17 protein-coding genes are annotated in these 18,427 nt (G+C 61.0%); 15 read left to right on the top strand and 2 right to left on the bottom strand.

Annotated elements, in window-relative coordinates; translation table 11 throughout:
* Nucleotides 1-331: 331 nt before the first annotated feature.
* From CO660_RS10770 to exoR, 3 genes are all read left to right on the top strand, one after another.
* Nucleotides 332-1,579, top strand: coding sequence for an OmpP1/FadL family transporter (locus CO660_RS10770; protein ID WP_097598662.1), 1,248 nt, complete (start codon nt 332-334; stop codon nt 1,577-1,579).
* A 230-nt stretch (nt 1,580-1,809) separates the two neighbouring features.
* Nucleotides 1,810-2,274, top strand: a complete 465-nt coding sequence (locus CO660_RS10765) for a hypothetical protein (RefSeq protein WP_097598661.1) — start codon at nt 1,810-1,812, stop codon at nt 2,272-2,274.
* 19 nt (nt 2,275-2,293) lie between these two features.
* The gene (exoR, locus tag CO660_RS10760) at nt 2,294-3,088 is read left to right on the top strand and encodes an exopolysaccharide production regulator ExoR (RefSeq protein ID WP_097598660.1); all 795 of its coding nucleotides are present in this window, start codon (nt 2,294-2,296) and stop codon (nt 3,086-3,088) included.
* Nucleotides 3,089-3,175: 87 nt separating this feature from the next.
* Here exoR and xth read toward each other — a convergent pair whose 3' ends face one another.
* Both xth and erpA read right to left on the bottom strand, forming a co-directional pair.
* Complete coding sequence (gene xth, locus CO660_RS10755; protein WP_097598659.1) at nt 3,176-3,967, bottom strand: exodeoxyribonuclease III; 792 nt, start codon at nt 3,965-3,967, stop codon at nt 3,176-3,178.
* A 229-nt stretch (nt 3,968-4,196) separates the two neighbouring features.
* Nucleotides 4,197-4,529 carry an iron-sulfur cluster insertion protein ErpA gene (gene erpA, locus CO660_RS10750; RefSeq protein ID WP_097598658.1) on the bottom strand — a complete coding sequence of 111 codons (333 nt, stop codon included), beginning with the start codon at nt 4,527-4,529 and terminating at the stop codon, nt 4,197-4,199.
* 221 nt (nt 4,530-4,750) lie between these two features.
* On the opposite strand from erpA, the gene CO660_RS10745 reads away from it, so the two are divergent.
* The 12 genes from CO660_RS10745 (at nt 4,751) to CO660_RS10690 (ending at nt 18,393) form a co-directional block, all read left to right on the top strand.
* Nucleotides 4,751-5,968, top strand: coding sequence for a deoxyguanosinetriphosphate triphosphohydrolase (locus CO660_RS10745; protein WP_097598657.1), 1,218 nt, complete (start codon nt 4,751-4,753; stop codon nt 5,966-5,968).
* 63 nt (nt 5,969-6,031) lie between these two features.
* Complete coding sequence (gene argS / locus CO660_RS10740; protein WP_097598656.1) at nt 6,032-7,789, top strand: arginine--tRNA ligase; 1,758 nt, start codon at nt 6,032-6,034, stop codon at nt 7,787-7,789.
* Between the two features lie 61 nt (nt 7,790-7,850).
* The gene (locus CO660_RS10735) at nt 7,851-11,036 is read left to right on the top strand and encodes an SPOR domain-containing protein (protein WP_097598655.1); all 3,186 of its coding nucleotides are present in this window, start codon (nt 7,851-7,853) and stop codon (nt 11,034-11,036) included.
* A 112-nt stretch (nt 11,037-11,148) separates the two neighbouring features.
* Entirely contained in the window at nt 11,149-12,162 is a 1,014-nt protein-coding gene (gene nagZ, locus CO660_RS10730; RefSeq protein ID WP_097598743.1) for a beta-N-acetylhexosaminidase, read from the top strand.
* An 18-nt stretch (nt 12,163-12,180) separates the two neighbouring features.
* Nucleotides 12,181-13,038: a ScpA family protein gene (locus CO660_RS10725; protein WP_085780051.1), complete on the top strand. Its 858-nt coding sequence runs from the start codon at nt 12,181-12,183 to the stop codon at nt 13,036-13,038.
* Nucleotides 13,035-13,739 carry an SMC-Scp complex subunit ScpB gene (scpB, locus tag CO660_RS10720; RefSeq protein ID WP_085777929.1) on the top strand — a complete coding sequence of 235 codons (705 nt, stop codon included), beginning with the start codon at nt 13,035-13,037 and terminating at the stop codon, nt 13,737-13,739. Before CO660_RS10725 ends, scpB begins: the two co-directional genes overlap by 4 nt.
* A gap of 182 nt (nt 13,740-13,921) precedes the next feature.
* Complete coding sequence (locus CO660_RS10715; protein ID WP_097598654.1) at nt 13,922-14,113, top strand: twin-arginine translocase TatA/TatE family subunit; 192 nt, start codon at nt 13,922-13,924, stop codon at nt 14,111-14,113.
* A gap of 51 nt (nt 14,114-14,164) precedes the next feature.
* Nucleotides 14,165-14,767 carry a Sec-independent protein translocase protein TatB gene (gene tatB, locus CO660_RS10710; protein ID WP_097598653.1) on the top strand — a complete coding sequence of 201 codons (603 nt, stop codon included), beginning with the start codon at nt 14,165-14,167 and terminating at the stop codon, nt 14,765-14,767.
* The gene (gene tatC / locus CO660_RS10705; RefSeq protein ID WP_085777932.1) at nt 14,764-15,591 is read left to right on the top strand and encodes a twin-arginine translocase subunit TatC; all 828 of its coding nucleotides are present in this window, start codon (nt 14,764-14,766) and stop codon (nt 15,589-15,591) included. The genes tatB and tatC overlap by 4 nt, the downstream gene beginning before the upstream one ends.
* 90 nt (nt 15,592-15,681) lie before the next feature.
* Nucleotides 15,682-16,965, top strand: coding sequence for a serine--tRNA ligase (gene serS, locus CO660_RS10700; RefSeq protein WP_097598652.1), 1,284 nt, complete (start codon nt 15,682-15,684; stop codon nt 16,963-16,965).
* Between the two features lie 4 nt (nt 16,966-16,969).
* Nucleotides 16,970-17,743, top strand: a complete 774-nt coding sequence (gene surE, locus CO660_RS10695; RefSeq protein WP_085777934.1) for a 5'/3'-nucleotidase SurE — start codon at nt 16,970-16,972, stop codon at nt 17,741-17,743.
* Nucleotides 17,740-18,393 carry a protein-L-isoaspartate(D-aspartate) O-methyltransferase gene (locus tag CO660_RS10690; protein WP_097598651.1) on the top strand — a complete coding sequence of 218 codons (654 nt, stop codon included), beginning with the start codon at nt 17,740-17,742 and terminating at the stop codon, nt 18,391-18,393. Before surE ends, CO660_RS10690 begins: the two co-directional genes overlap by 4 nt.
* Nucleotides 18,394-18,427: the final 34 nt, after the last annotated feature.

The following is an 18,427-nucleotide window of genomic DNA, read 5'->3' as shown; positions in this document are numbered from 1 at the left end:
TGGGGCGCTTCTGATTCGGTCTTGAACGCTGCTGATTTCAGGGGCTGAGCCCGTGGATTTTGGCTCTGCGGTTATCCATTTGGTGAAAACTGTGACTGTTGTTGGATTGATACAGCATTTGCGATGTTTGGAATGAAAACCCAAAAGCCAAACTCAAAATTGATAACTCTAGAATAGTATTCTATTAACCAGATTTTTTGACGTGTCCGTCAATTTCTTTACGTAAGTTAGCCGCTGCAATGCCTGGGAGCGACGCCGTGGGGCGCGTTGCCATGTCGAGCGAACGCTTACTAAAGTGGCGTACATCAATTGCTGGAGTGGGGGAGACACAATGGCATCGCGTATGTTTTCCAAGGGCGTAACGTCGCTCGTTTTTCTTTCGTCGCTTGCCTCGCCATCCTTCGCCGGTGGCCTGGAGCGCGGCGGCTATAACATCGATCAGCTGTTCGATACGTCGCCTTTCTCATTTCAGTCGGGCGTGACTTACGTCACGCCGCAGCGTAAGCTGAAGGATGTCCGAGACACGAATACGTCGATATTTACAGGGGGCGGCAATCTGAACAGCCGTCCAGACACGGCCGACGATACCTCAAATTACACCATCCCCTATATTGGTTTTAAGGCCGGTTTCGCCGATACGATCGACTGCCTCGTCGACTATTCGGAGCCCTTTGGTGGGCATACCAACCCCGGTCTGAACTGGGCCGGCGCCAACAATAACATTGAGACGGAGATCAAGACCCGCAACTATGGCGGGACCTGCTCCTATCGTTTTGACGTCGGCCCTGGGCAGCTTCGCTTCATTGGCGGCGCTTTCTATCAGGAAGTCGAAGGTTTCAAGGAACGTCTGGTTTCAACGCTTCCGCTTCTGCTCGGTAACGGAACCGGCGTCGGCCGCTTGGATATCGATGATAGCGGCTGGGGCTGGCGCGCCGGTCTCGCTTACGAGATTCCCGAATACGCGATGCGTGCGAGTCTCGTCTATAACAGCCGCGTCAAGTACGATGACCTGTCCGGGACTGTTGATCTCCGTCAAGTTCCAGTTGTGCCGCTATATGGGGGCCTGGTCACACCTGTTTCCGGTTCCGCTGAAGCGCCGGATTCCCTGGAGCTGAAGCTGCAAAGCGGCATTGCTCCGGATTGGCTTGCATTCGGATCGGTTAAATGGACGAATTGGAGCGTCCTGCAGTCGGTAACATTCTGCCCGACCAACGGCTTGCCTTGCCCCGCCGGTGGTCTAACCTCGCTCGACCTTCTTTATCGTGATGGTTGGACGATCTCCGGCGGTGTCGGCCACAAGTTCAATGAACAATGGGCCGGTGCAGTCAGCCTGACATGGGACCGCGGCACAAGCCAGGGCTATGGCGCACAGACAGACAGCTGGACGCTCGGTCTCGGTGGGGCCTATACGCCGACGGAACATATCGAGTGGCGCTTTGCCGGTGCCGTGGGCGTGTTGACGAGCGGTTCGTCTGGTGCTGTCACCCGAAATGGCGTCACATACGGAGATGATGTCTCCTATTCCTTTGACGATGATCTGGTCGCTGCACTGTCGACAAGCATAAAGATCAAGTTCTAATTCCACGTTCTGAAGAATTGAGGAGCCCGGCACTGCCGGGCTCTTCTTTATGTGCGCCCATTAATCATGTTATTTTCTGGTCTCGTTTTGTGACGATTCAGCAACAGTTTTTTACGACGAATGGCGTATGGTGGCGATGGGGTGAATTTGTCCATTTCCCGCCACAAAGAGAGCGCAGCGGTATTTGCGGGCGAGGTGATGGCAGACTTACGGTGCGTGTAATCAGTAGCATGAGTCGATTTTTTTCCGGTAACAGCGGATCGTACGGCGCAAGTGGCGACAGCCGCATGATTGCGGCCGTTTTTCTTTCCGGACAAGGCTATTGCGACCATAAATTCGGCCTCACGGTTATGCCATCGATCCACCCATTGCCGTCGTTCTCTGCCCGTTCGAACAGGCAGGCGAGCTTAACGGCAGATGTCGATACCGGTTTGGTCACATTTGGCAATTACGAATGCGATAAATGCGGGAAGGCGGATGGCGCGCCCGTCGAAAGAGCGCCGAGAAGGTTGCAGGCGGACCATGCCGGGAGCCGGGTGGTCCTGAATGATGTGCTGAAAATTCGGCCTTTGAGAAAAGGCCTATGGGCTGGATGCGACGCGGGCAAAGGGGCCATGGAGCCCGCCGCGGGATCGCTCGCCTCGAAAGAATACATCCGCGGTATGTCCGGCGTTAGCGCCGGCTGCGCGCGATGAACGAAAGAAATCGGTTGAAATGGTAACGTCCGAGTTCAAACTGTTCAAATTCATGCTGATGAGCATGTGGGTGGCAATATCGCTGTCCGGTCCGGTTCACGCTTTCGACATCAAGAGCGACGTCAGCAAGGAGTCCGGTCCTTTCGATCTGTTCAAGTTCGGCTTCAAGGCCTATAAAAACGGACAGAAGGAGGAGGCGGTAGAAGCCTACAAATACGCCGCCGAAAAGGGTCATACCGGTTCGCGCTGGGCGCTCGCCAACATGTATGCCGATGGTGACGGCGTCACCCAGGACGATTTCGAAGCCTTCAAGATCTATAGTGAGATCGCCCAGCAGGGTGTCGAACCCGGCTCGGAAGACACAGGTTTCTTCGTCAACGCTCTTCTCTCGCTCGCCAATTACTACAAGCACGGTATCGCCGGCAGCCCTGTCAAGATCGATCTCACTCAGGCGCGCCAGCTTTATTTCCAGGTGGCCTCCACCTTTGGCGTTCCCGAAGCACAGTTCCAGCTGGCGCAGATGATGCTGGCCGGCGAGGGCGGTAGTTCCAGCCCGCAGCAGGCGAAAAAGTGGTTGAACCAGGCCCGCAAGAGTGGCCATCCCGGTGCCATGGCCGTTTTCGGAAACATCCTTTTCGACGAAGGCCAGACGGCTCGCGGTCTCGCGCTGATGACCGCCGCTCTCGATCGCTGCAAGCCGAAGGATTGCAGCTGGATGGAAGCGCTGCAGGAGCAGGCCTTCTCGGTTGCCAATGAGGCCGACCGTCGCACGGCAGTTTCGCTGTCGCACGCCATTGCGAGCGGTTCCGACTGACGCTTTCCGTTCAGCGCCACGCTGCATTCAAACCCACGCGTCTCCATCGCGCGCCCTGAAATGATGCGCTGCCATGGGCTCGGAGTGTCAGGCCGCGAAATCGAAATAGGCGATCACCGGTACATGATCGGACGGCTTTTCCCAGGCCCGCACATGTTTTTCGATAGCAGCCGACGTCATCCGGTCGGCTGCTTCGGGTGACAGCAGCAGGTGGTCGATGCGGATGCCGTTGTTCTTCGGCCATGCACCCGCCTGATAATCCCAGAAGGAATAGAGACGCGTCGCGTCCGTCGTCGCGCGCACTGCATCGATCAAGCCGAGATTTTCGAGCCTGCGGAAGGCCTGCCGCGTCTGCGGCAGAAACAGCGCATCGCTTTCCCAGACCTTGGGATCGAAGCAGTCGTGCGGTTCGGGGATGACGTTGTAATCGCCGGCAAGCACCAGCATCTCTTCATAGGCCAGCCGTTCGGCCGCAAAGCTCCTCAGACGCTCCATCCACGCGAGCTTGTAGGGGTATTTCTCTGTGTCGATGGGATTGCCGTTCGGGAGATAGATGCAGCAGACGCGCAGAATGCGGCTGTCGGGCAGCGTGAACACCGCTTCCAGGAAACGCGCCTGTTCGTCTAGCGGGTCGCCGGGCAGGCCGCGGTTGACTTCAAAAGGTGAAGTCTTGGAGAGGATCGCGACACCGTTGAATCCCTTCTGGCCGTGCGTCTCGACATGATAGCCGAGCGCTTCGATCTCCAGCCGGGGAAAGCCTTCGTCGACCGTCTTGATCTCCTGCAGGCAGACGATATCGGGATCGGAATCCTTGAGCCATTGTGTGAGATTGTCGATGCGCGCCTTGACGCCGTTGATGTTCCAGGTCGCGATCTTCATGCTCTGTCCCGTTCGCTAGGGCATGTCACGCAAAAACGTGCGGCGGTTTTGCGATTGACGACATGCGGAAAACCAAAGAGCTAAAGCGTGGGCCAAGCGAATCTGAAAGATCGCGACGCGCTTCAGTGCGCTCCTTTTATCGCGGTCTTTCGCCGCTGGACAAGCCGATAAACCGGCTGGAAGGAATTCTTCCGCCGGTCGTTGGGGACAACGTTCTGCGTTCGGATATTCAGATCGAGAAGCTGGTGCCGCAGCCGCAGCTTGCCACCGCATTCGGGTTCTTGATCTGGAAGGATTGGCCAAGCAGATTGTCGACGAAGTCGATCTCGGATCCTGCCATATAGACGAGCGACAGGCTGTCGATCAGCACCTTCGCGTCGTTCTTTTCGACGACGATGTCGTCATCCCCAGCGCTGTCGGCAAGATCGAACTTGTAGGAAAAGCCCGAACAGCCGCCGCCTTCGACGGAAACGCGCAGCGCGCTCTTGCCGGCCTCAGCACTGACGATCGCGGCGATACGCTTTGCCGCGGCATCCGAAAGAGTTACACTCGTATCCGTCATATTTCCTCCTGCCGGGGTCAAGATCCGGAGAGAATGGATTTTGGCACTCGAATGTTCAAATGCCTGATATCAAAGGAACTTACCATGATCTTCGCAAAAAGGCCATGATGCGCCGAAGCGGTCGGCGAATGCCGCTTTGCCGTTTCGTCGGGCTATAGGTATGAAGAGGGCAAAGCGGCGTCAATGGGCAGATGCGGCAACAGGCAGAATGACGGTGAAGAATGACGATTGACAGGCGGGCTTTAGGTTTCGGCGGCAGCGAGAGGGCGGTCTATGCGGCCGACCCGTGGACGACGCGTGGGCGCCTCTATCCGGAAGACAGCAGTCCGACTCGCTCCGATTTCCAACGCGACCGCGACCGCATTGTTCATACAACCGCCTTCCGCCGGCTGAAGCACAAGACCCAGGTCTTCATCGCCCAGGACGGCGATCACTACCGCACCCGGCTGACGCATACGATCGAGGTGGCGCAGATTGCCCGCGCGCTTGCCCGCGCCCTGAAACTTGACGAGGATTTGGCCGAGGGCGTGGCTCTGGTGCACGATTTCGGCCACACGCCGTTCGGCCATACCGGCGAGGACGCGCTGCACGAGGTGCTGCTGCCCTATGGCGGCTTTGACCATAATGCCCAATCGCTGCGCATCGTGACCAAGCTCGAGAGGCGATATGCCGAATTCGACGGCATCAATCTGACATGGGAAAGCCTCGAAGGCCTGGTCAAGCACAATGGTCCGCTGCTGACGCCGGAAGGGGCAGGCACGCGCGGTCCGGTTCCGCAGCCGATCCTCGATTATTGCGAACTGCACGATCTCGAACTCGCAACCTATGCCAGCCTGGAAGCCCAGGTCGCGGCGATTGCCGACGACATCGCCTACAACACACACGATATCGACGACGGCCTGCGCTCCGGCTATCTGAGTTTCGACATGCTGGAGGAAATCCCCTTTCTTGCGGGATTGATGGCCGAGGTGAGGGGGCGCTATCCGCATCTGGAACCAAGCCGTTTCACCCACGAGATCATGCGCCGCCAGATCACCCGCATGGTCGAGGACGTCATCGGCGTTGCGCAAGAGCGCCTTTCACTTCTTCGTCCCGAGAACGCAGCCGACATTCGCGGCGCCGACCGGGTTATCGCCACTTTTTCCGAAGGCATGGCCGAAACCGACAGGCAGATCAAGGCAATGCTCTTCAAGCGCATCTACCGCAATCCCGATATTATGCGCATCCGCGCCGGTGCTGCCCAGATCGTCACGGACCTCTTTGCCGCCTACATGGCCAGTCCCAAGGAGATGCAGAGCCATTACTGGGTCGATCATATCGCCGGGCTCGCCGACGCGCCCAAGGCTCGCCATGTTGGCGATTACCTCGCCGGCATGACCGACACCTATGCGATCAGTGCCCACAGGCGATTGTTTGACCACACTCCGGATTTGCGATAGGCAGCGGTCGCCCGCCGAAGGCCGATTTGCCCCTTTGGCACAGCCTATGCATGGAAGAGTGCGATGAACCTTTTTACCGACTTCGAAGCCAGGATCAAAACCGCCCTTGAACAGATCGATCTGGTCAGGGAAAAGCGATCTGAGCTCGATTTCGGCCGCATCACGGTCGAACCGCCGCGCGATGTGAGTCATGGCGACGTTGCAACCAATGCCGCGATGGTGCTGGCAAAGCCGCTCGGCACCAATCCTCGCGCCCTTGCGGATGTCCTCATCGCCAAGCTTAAGGAGGACGCCGACGTCGCCGATGTTTCCGTGGCCGGTCCCGGTTTCATCAACATCCGTCTCGCCGTCGGCTATTGGCAGCGGCTGCTGGCTTCCGTCATCGGCGCCGGCACCGACTACGGCCGCTCGACCCTAGGCCAAGGTCGCAAGGTCAACGTCGAATATGTCTCGGCCAATCCGACCGGCCCGATGCATGTCGGCCATTGCCGCGGCGCCGTCGTCGGCGATGCGCTCGCCAACCTGCTCGCCTTTGCCGGTTACGGCGTCGAGAAGGAATATTACATCAACGACGCCGGTTCGCAGATCGACGTGCTCGCCCGGTCGGTCTTCCTGCGTTATCGCGAAGCGCTGGGTGAACGGATCGGCGAAATCCCGTCGGGTCTCTATCCGGGCGACTATCTCGTGCCCGTCGGCCAGTCGCTTGCCGCCGATTACGGTGTCCGGCTGCACAGTATGCCGGAAGAGGAATGGATGCCGATCGTCAAGGATCGCACGATCGATGCGATGATGGCGATGATCCGCGAAGATCTGGCGGCGCTGAACGTCCATCACGATACCTTCTTCTCCGAGCGCGCCTTGCATGCCAATGGCGCAGCGGCGATCCGCACGGCGATCAACGACCTGACCTTCAAGGGGTATGTCTACAAGGGCACGCTGCCGCCGCCGAAGGGTCAGGTTGCCGAGGACTGGGAAGATCGCGAGCAGACGCTGTTCCGCTCGACCGAGGTAGGCGACGACATGGACCGGCCGCTGATCAAGTCGGACGGCTCCTACACCTACTTTGCCGCCGACCTCGCCTACTTCAAGAACAAGTTCGACCGCGGCTTCGAGGAGATGATATATGTGCTCGGCGCCGACCATGGCGGCTACGTCAAGCGCCTGGAAGCGGTTGCACGCGCCGTTTCGGAGGGTAAGGCGAAGCTGACGGTGCTGCTCTGCCAGCTCGTCAAACTCTATCGCAACGGTGAGCCAGTGAAGATGTCGAAACGCTCCGGCGATTTCGTCACGCTGCGGGATGTCGTCGAGGAAGTCGGCCGTGATTCGGTCCGGTTCATGATGCTCTATCGCAAGAATTCCGAACCGCTCGACTTCGATTTCGCCAAAGTGACGGAACAGTCGAAGGATAATCCCGTCTTCTACGTTCAATATGCGCATGCCCGCTGCATGTCGGTCTTCCGGCAGGCGAGGGAGGCTTTTCCCGGCCTCGATGTTTCGCCAGAGGATCTTGCGAAAGCCGTTGCTGGCATTGAAGATCCGGCGGAATTACAGCTCGTCGCCAAGCTTGCCGAATTCCCGCGTGTGGTCGAGGCGGCGGCCCAGGCGCAGGAGCCGCATCGCATCGCTTTTTACCTCTATGACCTCGCCAGTTCCTTCCACGCGCACTGGAACAAAGGTAAAGATCAGCCGGAATTACGATTTGTTAATGATAAAAACCGAGAATCAAGTATTGCCAGACTTGGGCTGGTGTACGCCGTCGCGTCGGTTTTGAAGTCGGGACTTGCCATTACAGGCACTGCCGCACCTGACGAAATGCGATAACGTCACCATTTACCCACAATGCGCTGGCATTTGAGCGTTGGCGTTTGCGAGTGGGATAGGCATGGCTGAGAAACAACTTGCGTATGATACGCGCGGAAAAGAAGATCTGTTTGCCGACGACGATCCGTTGGCCGAACTTGCCCGGATCGTCGGTTTCGAGCCGCGTGTTGCAGCGAATACCATAAGCGACGCCGCCCGGCGCGAACCCGCCTTCGATCTGGAAGACGAGCTCGGGCGGGAGTTCGATCGCTACGATTCACCGCGTCCGCTGGCCGAGCTCGATCGGCCGGCCGAGCCGATCTCCGACGGCTTCGCTTCCGAAGACTATGTCGAGCCCGTTCTCGATGCTTCTCCCGTAAACGCGGATGTTCCGGAGCCCGTCTCCGTTGGTCCCGTCGCCGCGGAAGAAGCTGCGCAACCTCCGGCTAGGAACTGGGACGTAGCCGCCGCCGACCGAGCGGCCGGTCCCCACCAGCTGTCCATCGATCCTGTTTCCGAGGTGCCGACCCAAGCCGCTTTCGGCGGCGCCCGCGATCTGATCGAGGAACTTGAGCTGTCGATCGGTGCGGCGCCGGTCTCTTCACTGTCGCAGCCCGCCAAAGCCCCGCAATGGTCGGCCGCCAGCATCAGGCTGCCGCTCGCCAATTTCCACGCCCTGAAACGTGAGGAGCCGGTGGCAGTGGTCGAACCGGTCGCCGAAGTAGTCGCTGCGCCCGCAGCTGAAGCAGTCGCTGAACCGGCGGCTGAAGCAGCGGTTGCCGATCTCGCCTCCGCCGAGCTGGAGCCCGTTATCGAGCAGCCGGCGCCCGTTGCGGCCGTCGAACCTCCCGAGGAGTTTGTGTCCGCAGCGCCGTCGTTCGGCTTTCCCGCCGAGCTCGATCGCCACGACGAGGCAATTGCACCGCAAGAAACTGCTGAAGCCCGGGAATTCATTGAAGTCGAGGATGATCTGGAAGAGATCGGCTCCGACGCCGGTTTCGATCTCGCGGCCGCCGTCGAGGGCGAGATCCAGGCCGATGCGGCGCTGACCGAGGTCGGACCTGAAGTTCCGCATACCGCCGGCACCTTCGATGTGGACGACCTGCTGGCCGACGTCTCGCGCTATCCCGTGCCCCGCCCGGTATTGCAGCGCGCCAATCTGGCGCCGGCTGCGCCGGAGCCCGCTCCCGTCGAAGTCGCCCCGATCACTGCCGCACCGGTTCAGTCAGAGGAGATCGCTCCGGCACCGGTCCTGTCCGCTCCGATCGAAATGGCGCCTGCCCATGCTGCCGAAGCCGCAAGGCCGGTCGCGCCGCAGCCTGCCGCGGTCATGCCGCCCCAGCCTGTCGCAACGGCCTATTCACGGGCGCCGCAGCCAGCGCCGGAAGCCGATGATCCCTTCGCGGGCCACGATTTCGAACTGGACCTCGCCGGTATCGAGCTGGAACTTGCCGATCTTGATTTTTCCGAAGCAGCCGAGCCTGCGCCGCAGCCAAAGGCGCAGCCGGCGCCCGCCGCGCCCCAGCAGGCAACGCGTGAGTACCCGCAGGCCGCTGTTCCGGCGCAGCCGGCGCCGGCCCTGGTTTCCGAGCAGCCGGCCCCAGCTCCGGCTCCGGCTTTCAACTGGGCACCCGCTGCAGAGGCGTCCGCCGCTGAATCGACCGAAGATCTGCCCTTCGATCCGGCGATGATCTCCGATCCGGAGGATCGTCCCGAGACGGTGGAGGACATGCATGTGCCGGCGCTGCCGCCGGTCGAGCAGCCCGCTCCGGTCGCGAAAACTGCGGATTTCGATTTCGATCTCGATGCGGAGATTGCGAGCTTCTTCGAGCCGGCCAAGCCGCGGGAAACGGCGGCGTCCGCCCGTAATATGGCTGCTGCTGCGGCAACGCCGGTCAAGCCGACGATAGCCGACGGTCTCGATGATTTCGAACGAGCGCTGGAGGAGGATTTCCGCCGCAGCGTGCGCGAGCCGGTCGAGCGCCGGGAAACCTCCGAGGTCCACATCGAGTCGGCAAGCCAGACTGCTGATTTCAGCCGCGCCCGGTCGATGCGCCGGCTGCTGGCCGGGGCCGTGGTATTGGTGGTCTTCGCCGGGGTCGGTTATGGCGTTTATTCTTCCGTCTCGAACGGCGTAGGGCTTGGTATTGTCGCATCCGGCGAGCCGCGTGTGATCACCGCGGACAAGGAGCCGGTCAAGGTCGTTCCGGAAAATCCCGGTGGTAAGACGGTTCCGAACCAGGATAAGGCCGTCTACGACCGCGTTGCGGGTTCCGCCGAGGAGCCGAAGCAGAAGGCGCTCGTCTCTTCGGACGAGGCGCCGGTCGATGTCGTCCAGCGAACCTTGACGCCGGAGGCATTGCCAGAGGATGACGAGAACGCCGGCGCTGACGATCGTGTCACGCCGACGGCGGTTGGCGAGACGGAGGATCCGCGTCTGCTGCCGAACCACGCCAACGCGGACGACAATTCCGCAAGCGACGCTGACAAGGCGCCATCCGTTTCGCCGCGCAAGGTCCGCACGATGATCGTCAAGCCTGACGGCACGCTGGTCGCCCGTGAGGAGTCCGCGCCGGTCGACCAGCCGACGCCGCCTGCTCAGCCGATGCCGTCTGCCCAGACGCCAGTGACGGCGCAGTCCGCCCCGTCTGCGCCGTCGGCCCCGATCGCGCCGCCGGTCGCCGGAACGGCTGCAAGCTTCCCGGCAAGCGCCGAGATTGCTTCCGCCGATGCGCGTTCTGCAGCACCAGTTCAAGCTGCACCGGCGCAGCCGTCGCCTGCCGCAAGTGCCGATGAGGGGGCGGCAAATCCCGCGCCGGTCGATGCGCCGGTACGGCCGGTCAAGACGGCAACGATCGCCGATACGGCCCCGGTTCCGATCGCCCGCCCGGCCGAGCAGCCCGTCAACGTCGTCGGCACGGTTACCGACAAGGGTAACGTCCGCACGCCCGTGCAGCAGCCGAAGCCGACGCAGGTCCCCGCCGCAACGCCGGCCGCCGCCCAGCCGCAGCAAGCCGCATCTGCAGGCGGCTACGGCCTCCAGATAGCATCGCTGCCGTCGGAGGATGAGGCCAATAAATCTTATGCAAACCTGTCGAAGAAATTCGCCGGCGTGCTTGGTGGCCGCGCCCATGAAATCCGCAGGGCAGATATCGCCGGTAAGGGCACTTTCTACCGTGTCCGCATCCCGGTCGGCTCCAAAGATGAAGCCGCAGCGCTTTGCGAAAAGTATCGCGCCGCCGGGGGAAGCTGCTTGATTTCCAAGTAACATTGAGCCATTTGAATTATGAGAGCGGCGAGCCGGATCGGCCCACCGCTCTTTTTTGTGCATCGCGCCCGCGTTTGCTCGCATTTGGCCCGCCGCCGTCTATGATTCCTCCATGACCGAATCAAAAGCGATGATCCTTGGCTGCAGCGGCCTTGCCCTCACATCCGAAGAAAAGGCCTTTTACCGGGACGAACGGCCCTGGGGCTTCATTCTCTTTGGGCGCAATATCTCCGAAGCAGCGCAGATCACTGATCTCGTTGCCGAGCTGCGCGACAGCGTCGGCTGGCACGCACCGGTTCTGATCGACCAGGAGGGTGGTCGCGTTCAGCGCATCCGTCCGCCGGTTTTGCCGCGTTATCCCTCTGGCCAGGCGCTGGGCGATCTCTATCGCCGCGACCGGGCGCTCGGGCTGCGCGCCGCCTGGCTGATGTCGCGCCTGCATGCCTTCGATCTTTCGAAGCTCGGCATCAATGTCGATTGCCTGCCGGTTCTCGACGTGCCGGTCGAAGGCAGCAGCAACGTCATCGGCGACCGCGCCTATGGCGGCGATCCACTGACGGTTATCGCAATGGGACGGGCGGCTGGCGAGGGGCTGAAGGCCGGCGGCCTGCTGCCCGTCATGAAGCATATGCCCGGCCATGGTCGCGGCTTTGCCGATTCACATCTGGAGCTGCCTGTCGTTACCGTATCCCGCGATGAGCTGGAGGCCCATGATTTCCCGCCCTTCACCGCGATGAAAGACGAACTGATGGCAATGACCTGCCATCTCGTCTTCACCTCAATCGACCCGGACAATCCGGCGACGACCTCGCGCAAGGTGATCGACGGCGTCATCCGTCAGCACATCGGCTTTGGCGGTCTGCTGCTTTCCGACGATAGCTCGATGAACGCGCTTTCCGGCACGATCGGCGAAAGGGCGGCGAATATCATTGCGGGCGGATGCGATATCGTGCTGCATTGCAATGGCAAGATGGACGAGATGCTAGATGTCGTGGCAAATGTTCCGCCGCTCGCCGGTCTTTCGCTTGCCCGCGCAAAAGCGGTAGAAGCAGGCTTTGCCGCTCCGGATACTGCCGACGAGGCGGCATTGAGGGCGGAATTCGAGGCAATGTTTGTGTCGGTGTGATCGTAGGAGAGCAGGGTGGTGAGCACTGTCAAGGGCGCGGAACGTCCGCAGGCGGCAACGCCGATGGACAAGCTGTGGCAGGAGAACGGCGCTGAGCGCGCCAGTCACGAACCGGCGCTGGTGATCGACGTGGCCGGATTCGAAGGCCCGCTCGACCTGCTGCTCTATCTCGCCCGCAACCAGAAGGTCGACCTGTCGCGCATATCGGTCTTGGCGCTCGCCGAACAATATTTGCAGTTCGTCGAAAGCGCCCGGCGCATCCGCATCGAGCTTGCCGCCGATTATCTCGTCATGGCGGCCTGGCTTGCCTATCTCAAGTCGCGGCTGCTCATACCCCAGCAAGTCAAGGATGACGGCCCTTCGGGCGAGGAGATGGCGGCAACGCTCGCCTTCCGCCTAAAGCGCCTCGAGGCCATGCGGCAAGCGGCGGAGGGCCTCGTCAACCGCAACCGCCTCGGCCGCGATATCTTCGCCCGCGGTGCACCCGAGCACATTCCCGATCGGCAACAATCGGCTTACGCCGCAAGCCTCTACGATCTCCTGACCGCCTATGCGGCGCTGCGCCAGCGCCATGCCATCACCCAGGTGACGATCGAGAGGCGTAATGTCTGGTCGCTGACCGATGCCCGTGAGCTGCTGACCCAGATGATCGGCGAGGTCGGCGACTGGACGGCGATGGAGCATTATCTGCTGCGTTATCTCGCAGCGCCCGAGGAACGCGTGACGGCGATCGCCAGCGCCTTCGCCGCTTCGCTGGAACTGGTGCGCGAGGGCAAGCTCGAAATCCGTCAGGACGGCGCCTTTCAGCCGATCTACATGCGCCGCGGTCCGAAACATGCGACGCTGCAGGTGGTGGAACAGGAGCGGCCGGTTTGATCGATCTGACGGACGACGAGGATTTTGGGGAGGAGGGCCGCGACCTGCAGGCCGAGATCGAGGCCGAGCGCATCGCCGAGGCGCTGGTCTTCGCGTCCTCACAGCCCGTTTCCGAAGGTTTTATCGCCGAGCGGCTTCCCAGAAACGCTAATGTGCATGCGATCATGCTGCGCCTGAAGGAGCAATATGCGCCGCGCGGCGTCAATCTCGTGCAGGTCGAAGGTGCCTGGGCCTTCCGCACTGCCGCCGATCTGTCCTTCGTCATCCGCCGCGACGACAATGAAGTGAAAAAGCTTTCGCGCGCCGCCTTGGAAGTGCTGGCGATCATCGCCTATCACCAGCCGGTGACGCGCGCCGAGATCGAGGATATTCGCGGCGTTCAGACCTCGCGCGGCACGCTCGACGTGCTGATGGAAGCCGGTTGGGTGCGGTTTCGCGGCCGCCGGCGCACACCGGGCCGCCCGGTGACATTGGGTACGACGCGCGATTTTCTCGACCATTTCGGCCTCGAGGAACTGCGCGATCTGCCGGGTCTCGAAGAGTTGAAGGGAGCGGGTCTGCTATCGGGCCGCATCCCGGCGAATTTCAATATTCCCTCGCCGTCGATGAATGACGAACTGACCGAGGACGAGGATCCGATCACGCAGATGGATCTCGAAGAACTCGGGTTGCTCGCCCCGCGTTCTACCTCCGAAGATTGAAGGACTTCGTCTTGCTTTTGCCATGCAAGACGAAAACAATGGTGCTCACGATTTTTCGACGGGTCAATGACTTGTCATAAAGGGCGATACCGTGACATTAAGCGCAGTTCAAAGGGCTTGATGTTGGAAACGGTGTGGGAAATTCTTACATCGTGGGAACATCGAAACAGGGAGTTAGAGTGATGGGTTCTCTTAGCATGTGGCACTGGCTGATCGTTCTGGTCATCGTGCTGTTGTTGTTCGGGCGCGGCAAGATTCCGGAACTGATGGGCGATGTCGCCAAGGGCATCAAAAGCTTCAAGAAGGGCATGACGGACGAAGACGCGCCGGAAGCGGCGAAGACCGTCGATCACAAGGCCGACGAAACGAAGTAAACAAGTCCGGGAAAAAGCGCAGCCCCCGCGCTTCCCGTCCAGGAGCCTTGCATGTTCGATATTGGCTGGACCGAGCTTTTGGTCATCGCGGTCGTGCTGATCGTCGTTGTCGGTCCCAAGGATTTGCCGCCGATGCTGCGCGCTTTCGGCAAGATGACGCAGCGCGCCCGCAAGGTTGCGGGTGAATTTCGGGCGCAGTTCGACGAAGCGTTGCGCGAAGCCGAGCTTGACGATGTCCGCCAGACGATCAGCGACGCCCAGAAGCTCAACCCGGTCAACAGCCTGCGTGAAGCGATGAACCCGCTTCGCCAGATGGGCAACGAGATCAAGGCCGACTTGCAGAAGACGACTGCTGCTCCGGAAAATAAGACCGAAGTGCCGCCGGCTGCCGTCTCGGCCCCGATGAGCCTGCCGGAAACGCCGCCCCTGGTGCCGGCGCCTGTGCAGCCTGAGCCGGTCGCAGCAGCGATTGCCCAGGCCGATACGGTCGCCGAGAAGCCGAAGGCCGTGCGCAGGCCACGCGTCAAGGCTGCCGACAAGGTCGATGCCGCCGCAGCCGTTGCCGTACCGGTGGAAAAGCCGAAGCGCGCCGCGGCAGTCAGGAAGCCTGCAACACCGAAGAAGCCGACCCAGAAGAAGAAGGACGAGGCATGAGCGGTGATATCGAAGACAAGCCGCAGCCGCTGATCGAGCACCTGATGGAGCTGCGCACGCGGCTGATCTGGTCGATCGGGGCGTTCTTCATCGCCTTCATTGTATGCTTCTTTTTTGCCAAGCATCTCTTCAACTATCTGGTCATCCCCTACAAGACGGCCGTGGAATGGGCGCATCTCGACGTCGAGAAGGCCCAGCTGATTTATACCGCGCCCCAGGAGTTCTTCTTTACCCAGGTCAAGGTGGCGATGTTCGGCGGCCTGGTGGTCGCTTTCCCCATCATTGCCGCCCAGGTCTATAAGTTCGTAGCCCCCGGCCTCTATAAGAACGAGCGCCAGGCCTTCCTGCCGTTCCTGATCGCGTCGCCGGTCCTGTTCCTCATGGGTGCCGCGCTCGTCTATTTCTTCTTCACGCCGATGGTCATGTGGTTCTTCCTGTCGATGCAGCAGGCGCCGGGGCATGACGAGGTGGCGATCTCGCTGATGCCGAAGGTCTCGGAATATCTCAGCCTCATCATGACGCTTGTCTTCTCTTTCGGCCTCGTGTTCCAGCTGCCCGTCATCACGACGCTGCTTGCCCGCGTCGGTCTGCTGACGTCGCAATGGCTCGCCGAGAAGCGCAAGTTTGCCATCGTTCTCGCCTTCGTCGTCGCTGCCGTGCTGACGCCACCGGATCCGATGTCCCAGATCGGCCTTGCGCTGCCGACGATCCTTCTCTACGAGATTTCCATCTACGCGGCACGACTCGTGGAGCGTCAGCGTTCCCGACAGGCACTTGAAGAGGCTTCTGGTTCCTCCGACGTCGCCAAGACGGACAACGTCTGACCGGTTTCCGACATTTTCCCGAGGTCTGCCGTTTCCTGTCCGGTCGGTTTCTCCGACCGGTCACTTCTGTTGCAACGAGTTGGAACGACGATGCTCGATATCAAATGGATCCGTGAGAATCCCGAAGCGCTCGATGCCGCCCTTGCCAAGCGCGGCGCCGAGCCTCTGGCCCAAACTCTGGTCGCCCTCGATGAAAAGCGCCGCTCCGCCGTGCAGAAGGCGCAGGATTTGCTGTCCCGCCGCAACGCCGCCTCGAAGGAGATCGGCGCAGCCATGGCGCAGAAGAATACCGAGCTTGCCGAGAAGCTGAAGGCCGAGGTTGCAGAAATCAAGGTGACGCTGCCAGCAGCTGAGGAGGAGGAGCGTCTGCTTTCCGCCGAGCTCAACGACGCTCTCTCGCGCATTCCGAACGTGCCCTTGGACGACGTTCCTGTCGGCAAGGACGAGCACGACAATGCCGTCAGCCGCATCGTCGGCGAAAAGCCCCGTTGGAACCACACGCCGAAGGAGCATTTCGAAATCGGCGAGGCGCTCGGCTATATGGATTTCGAGCGCGCCGCCAAGCTCTCCGGTTCGCGCTTCACGGTCCTGACCGGGCCGCTCGCCAAGCTCGAACGGGCGCTCGGACAGTTCATGATCGACCTCCACACCAGCGAGCACGGCTACACCGAGGTCAGTTCGCCGCTGATGGTGCGCGCTGAAGCGCTGTTCGGCACCGGCAACCTGCCGAAGTTCGAAGAGGATCTCTTCAAGACGACCGACAGCCGTTATCTCATTCCGACGGCCGAGGTGACCCTGACCAACCTGGTGCGCGAGGAAATCCTCGACCAGGACAAGCTGCCGCTCCGCTTCACCGCGTTGACGCCGTCTTTCCGTTCCGAGGCGGGTTCGGCCGGCCGCGACACCCGCGGCATGCTGCGCCAGCACCAGTTCTGGAAGTGCGAGCTCGTCTCGATCACCGACGCCGAAAGTTCGATCGCCGAGCACGAGCGGATGACCGCCTGCGCCGAGGAAGTGCTGAAGCGTCTTGGCCTGCATTTCCGCACGATGACGTTGTGCACCGGCGACATGGGCTTCGGCTCGCGCAAGACCTACGATCTCGAAGTCTGGCTGCCGGGGCAGAACACTTTCCGCGAAATTTCCTCCTGCTCGGTCTGCGGCGATTTCCAGGCCCGTCGCATGAATGCGCGCTATCGCGGCAAGGACGATAAGAGCAACAAGTTCGTGCACACGCTGAACGGTTCCGGCACCGCTGTCGGCCGCTGCCTGATCGCCATCCTCGAGAATTATCTGAACGAAGATGGTTCCGTCACGATTCCGGACGTTTTGCTGCCCTATATGGGCGGAATGACGAAGATCGAACGGGCGGCCTGAGGCGATGCGCATCCTGCTCACGAATGACGATGGCATCCATGCCGAAGGCCTTGCCGCGCTGGAGCGGATCGCCCGCACACTGTCCGACGACGTCTGGATCGTGGCGCCCGAGACCGACCAGAGCGGCCTGGCCCATTCGCTGAGCCTGTCTGAGCCTTTGCGGCTGCGCAAGATTTCCGACAAGCATTTCGCCTTGCGCGGCACGCCGACGGATTGCGTCATCATGGGCATCCGCCAGGTAATGGACATCAAGCCTGATCTCGTCCTCTCCGGCGTCAATTCGGGTTCGAACGTCGCAGACGACGTGACATATTCCGGCACGATCGCCGGCGCCATCGAAGGCACGATGCAGGGCGTGCGCTCCTTTGCGCTGAGCCAAGCTTATCTTTACGAGGACGGCGCGCGCATCGTGCCCTGGGAGGTCTGCGAAGCACATGCACCGGCTCTTCTGGAAAAACTGATGGTGCTGGACCTGCCGGACGGTACGTTCCTCAATCTCAACTTCCCAAACTGCCGCCCCGACGAGGTCGACGGCGCCGAGGTCACCATGCAGGGCAAGCTTGCCTTCAACCTGCAGGTCGACGCCCGCTCCGATGGCCGGGGTTTTCCCTATTACTGGCTGAAGTTCGGCGAACGTGCTGGCGCATTCATCGAAGGCACCGATATTCACGCCTTGAAGCATAACAAGATTTCGGTAACGCCTTTGAAACTGGATCTGACCGATTATTCCGTGACGGACCGCGTGGCGCGGGCCTTGGGATACGGAGCACAAGTTTGACGGCAAGACTGGCGGAGAAGGAGGGCTTTGCGGCGCTCGTCCTCAGACTGCGTGCCGAAGGCATCTCTGATCTCGATCTGCTGACGGCGGTCGAGCAGACACAGCGCTCGCTGTTCGTGCCGCCGCAATTTTCAGACGACGCCTATTCGAGCCGGACGATACCGATCGAATGCGGCTCTTTCCTTGAAGGCATCGATTTTGTCGTCCGCATCCTGCATCACCTGAAGCTCAAACCGGGGCAGCGCGTCCTGGAAGTCGGCACCGGCAGCGGCTTCACCGCCGCTGTCATGGGCCGTCTGGCCGAGCGTGTTCTGTCGATCGACCGCTACAAGACGCTGACGACGGCTGCACAGCGGCGCATGGAATCGCTCGGTCTGCGCAATGTCGTCATCCGCCACGCCGACGGCAGCGCCGGCATGCAGGGAGAGGGCACCTTCGACCGTATTCTGGTCACCGCCGCATTCAATACCATGCCGCGCTTTTATACCGACCAACTCGTTTCCGGTGGTTCGATGATTGCGCCGCTGATGATTTCCGAGAATGAGTGTCGCATGGTGCGGCTGACGAAAACCGGCACCCGTTTCGAACGCGAGGAACTGTTCGAAGCCCCTTATCTGCCGATTGTTCCGCGTCTTGCATCGCTGCTGTAGAGGCAGCGTCTGAAAGACCGCGCACTTTTCGGGA

This window comes from Rhizobium sp. L9 (assembly GCF_002531885.1).
Taxonomy (GTDB): Bacteria; Pseudomonadota; Alphaproteobacteria; order Rhizobiales; family Rhizobiaceae; genus Rhizobium.
This window is presented reverse-complemented; position numbering and strand designations above follow the sequence as displayed.